4 protein-coding genes are annotated in these 3,678 nt (G+C 61.3%); all 4 read left to right on the forward strand.

Annotation, left to right across the window (positions count from 1 at the left end; translation table 11 throughout):
- On the forward strand, nt 1-393 hold a 393-nt coding region (locus RTX98_RS18625; protein WP_312798291.1), incomplete at its 5' end, for a LysM peptidoglycan-binding domain-containing protein.
- A 117-nt stretch (nt 394-510) separates the two neighbouring features.
- Complete coding sequence (hemH, locus tag RTX98_RS18630) at nt 511-1,611, forward strand: ferrochelatase (RefSeq protein WP_416223174.1); 1,101 nt, start codon at nt 511-513, stop codon at nt 1,609-1,611.
- Nucleotides 1,612-1,702: 91 nt separating this feature from the next.
- Nucleotides 1,703-2,959, forward strand: coding sequence for an FAD-dependent oxidoreductase (locus RTX98_RS18635; RefSeq protein ID WP_312798295.1), 1,257 nt, complete (start codon nt 1,703-1,705; stop codon nt 2,957-2,959).
- Nucleotides 2,960-3,005: 46 nt separating this feature from the next.
- A partial coding sequence (locus tag RTX98_RS18640) for an SPFH domain-containing protein (RefSeq protein ID WP_312798296.1) occupies nt 3,006-3,678 on the forward strand: 673 nt, incomplete at its 3' end.

Here is a 3,678-nt window from a genome sequence, read left to right on the forward strand (position 1 = left end):
CCGGCCGCAACGCCTGCTCCGGCCCAGCCTCCAGCAGCCGAGACCGCTGCTCCGGCGGAAACAACGGTCCCCGAGCCAACAACCCCAGCGCCCACCACCCCGCCCGCCGACCTGACCCCACCGTCGGCAGAACCGTCCGCAACACCCCCACCTGTTCAAACGACGGTTGAGCCAACTCAGCCCTCGCAAAGCAGTGCAACGACCGAACCGGCGTCGCCTTCCATCACCGCTGGTGGCACCCACACGATCGTTCAGGGCGACACGCTGTGGGACATTGCCGAAGCCGCTTATGGCGACGGCACCCAATGGCGCCGAATCCAGCGCGCCAATCCCGGCTTGCGGGTTCAACGCCTGTTTGTCGGCACGGAGCTGCAGATTCCCGGAAGAAATTGACGCGTTTGCGGAAAAATGGCCGCCAAGTCGGTAAAAAGCGGCGCTGACACCCTGCTTTTTCCGGCTTTTTCCGTCCCCGCTTCCATTTGCAGCATTGATTGGCGGCGGTGAAACCGTATGTCTGCTCCAGAATCTTCGAAGGAGCATCAAGCGGTGGTATCAACTGCGACGGGCCTGGATCGTCCGGCTTCCAAGGCAACCGGCCCCCTGCCCGCCAACCATCCCGCCCTCGCGCCGGATCGCGTCGGCGTTCTCTTGGTCAATCTCGGCACGCCAGACGGCACCGACCAGAAGTCGCTGCGGCGCTATCTCCGCGAGTTCCTGTCCGATCCGCGCGTCATCGAGCTGAACAAAGCTGTATGGTATCCAATACTTTACGGCGCAGTTCTCACCACGCGACCCAAGAAGTCCGGCGAGAACTATGCCCGCATCTGGAACCGCGAGAAGAACGAATCGCCCCTGCGCACCTTCACGCGTTCCCAGGCCGAAAAGCTGGCGGAAAGCTTCAAGGGCGAGCCGGTCGTGGTCGAATACGGCATGCGCTACGGCACCCCTTCCATCGCCTCAGCCGTCGAGCGCCTGCGCGCCGCCGGCTGCAAGCGCATCATGATGGCAGCGCTCTATCCGCAATACTCCGCCACCACCACCGCAACCGCCAGCGACCAATTGTTCCGTGCTTTGATGGACTTGCGCGACATGCCGGCGATCCGCACCCTGCCGCCCTACCATGACGAGCCCGTCTACATCGACGCTTTGGCGCGTTCGATCGAGACGCATCTGGCAACCCTGTCTTTCGAGCCGGAAGTCGTGATCGCCTCCTATCATGGCATTCCAAAAGCCTATTTCGAGAAGGGTGACCCCTATCATTGCCACTGCCAAAAGACCTCGCGCCTGCTGCGTGAACGTCTCGGCTGGGACGAGAAGAAGCTGATGACAACCTTCCAGTCCCGCTTCGGCGCGCAGGAATGGCTGCAGCCCTACACCGACAAGACCGTCGAGCGCCTGGCCAAGGAAGGCGTGAAGTCCATCGCCATCCTCAATCCCGGCTTCTCGGTGGATTGCATCGAAACGCTGGATGAAATCGGCCGCGAAGTGCGCGAGGAGTTCGAGCATGCCGGCGGAAAGAACTTCTCGCACATCCCCTGCCTGAACGATTCCGCCGACGGAATGCGCGTCGTGGAGCAGATCGTGCGGCGCGAGTTGGAAGGCTGGTTGTAAGGCCTTTCTTAGGTTTGGCTGGAAACTGTCAGGACTTTCGGGAACGTCTCCGAGCAACATAGGTTTAAGCCGACCTTCGGAGACGACCTTCATGACACGGCATCTGGATCTGCGCGGCGGCAAACCCGTATGGGTGACTTACAAAGCGCCCGAGGTGCCGGTTCATAAGCTTACGCGCGATGCCAAATGCGATGTTCTGATCGTCGGCATGGGCATCTCCGGCGCCATGATGGCGGAAAGCCTGACCGACGCAGGCTTCTCTGTAATCGTGATCGACCGGCGCGATGGTGCCATGCTCGGCTCCACGCCGGCCACTACGGCACTGGTGCAGTTTGAAATCGACCAGCCGCTATCCACCTTGTCGAAGAAGCTCGGCAAGACGAAAGCCGAACAGGCCTGGCGGCGATCGCGCAATGCAGTGGCAAACCTGCAGGCGCGTATCGAAGATCTCGGCATCCCCTGCGATCATGAACCGCGCAACTCGCTCTTCATCGCCGGCGACGTCATGGACTCAGATGCGTTGAAGGCGGAGGCAGACATACGCCGCGTCGCCGGCATCTATTCGCGCTTCCTGAATGCTTCGGAGTTGAGACAAGAGTTCGGCTTGAACCGCGAAGGTGCGATCCTGTCGTTCGACAATCTTGCCATCAACCCGCGGAAACTGACGGCCCACCTCCATCTGAAAGCGATCGAACGCGGCGCCAGCTATTACGCGCCGGTTGAAGCTGTGGAGGTGACAGACAGCCGCGACGGCGTCGAGGTGAAGACCGACTCGGGCCACACGATCTCCGCTGATCATCTCGTGCTCGCGACCGGCTACGAACTGCTCGATCCCGCTCCGCAATCCGGCCACAAGATCATCTCGACTTGGGCAATCGCCACCGAACCGCAACCGGAGAACCTGTGGCCGAAGGAGACCTTCATCTGGGAAGCGTCCGACCCCTATCTCTACCTGCGCACGCTGCCGGACGGTCGCGTCATCTGCGGCGGTGAGGACGAGGATTTCACCGACGAAGACAAGCGCGACGGCATGCTGCAGGAAAAGACGAACCGCATCTCCGCCAAAATGAAGGCCCTGATGCCGAACCTCGATACAAAGCCCGCTTTCCGCTGGTCAGGCTCCTTCGGCGTCACCGAAACCGGCCTGCCCTGGATCGGCGCCCTCCCTAGCCATCCCCGCATCTTTTCCATGATGGGCTATGGTGGCAACGGCATCACTTACTCTCGCATCGGTGCAGAACTGGTGACCGGTGCGCTAACCGGCAACCCCGACAGCGATGCCGATCTGTTTGCCTTCACCTCCGGAGTCAGCTTGATCCGCCGTCTGATACCAACTGCCTTGGCGTAAGCCCCCGTTTAGATTAGACCTCCTGCATTCTTGGTTGGAGGTCTGAATGTTCGGCGGATTTGACATCGTCATCATCGTGCTTGCGATCCTGGTGCTCCTGCTGATCTTCGCGGGCATCAAGACGGTTCCGCAGGGCAACAACTACACTGTCGAGCGCTTCGGCCGTTATACCCGCACTTTGACGCCGGGCCTCAACCTCATCGTTCCCTTCGTTGACCGCATCGGCGCGCGGTTGAACATGATGGAACAGGTCCTGGATGTTCCCACCCAGGAAGTTATCACCCGCGATAACGCCATCGTCGCCGTGGACGGCGTCGCCTTCTATCAGGTGCTGAACGCCGCCCAGGCCGCTTATCAGGTGGCCGGTCTGCAGAACGCCATTCTCAACCTGACCATGACCAACATCCGCACCGTGATGGGCTCGATGGATCTGGACGAGCTTCTGTCCAACCGCGATGCCATCAACGAGCGCCTCCTGCGCGTGGTGGATCAGGCCGCACACCCTTGGGGCATCAAGGTCACGCGCGTCGAGATCAAGGACATCAACCCGCCCGCAAACCTCGTGGATTCCATGGCGCGTCAGATGATGGCCGAGCGTAACAAGCGCGCGCAAATCCTTGAGGCCGAGGGCTTGAAGCAGGCCCAGGTTCTGGAAGCCGAAGGCCGCAAGGAAGCTGCCTTCCGCGATGCCGAAGCCCGTGAGCGCTCCGCCGAGGCGG

Source organism: Tianweitania sp. (assembly GCF_032053605.1).
In the GTDB taxonomy this organism is placed as follows: domain Bacteria; phylum Pseudomonadota; class Alphaproteobacteria; order Rhizobiales; family Rhizobiaceae; genus Tianweitania.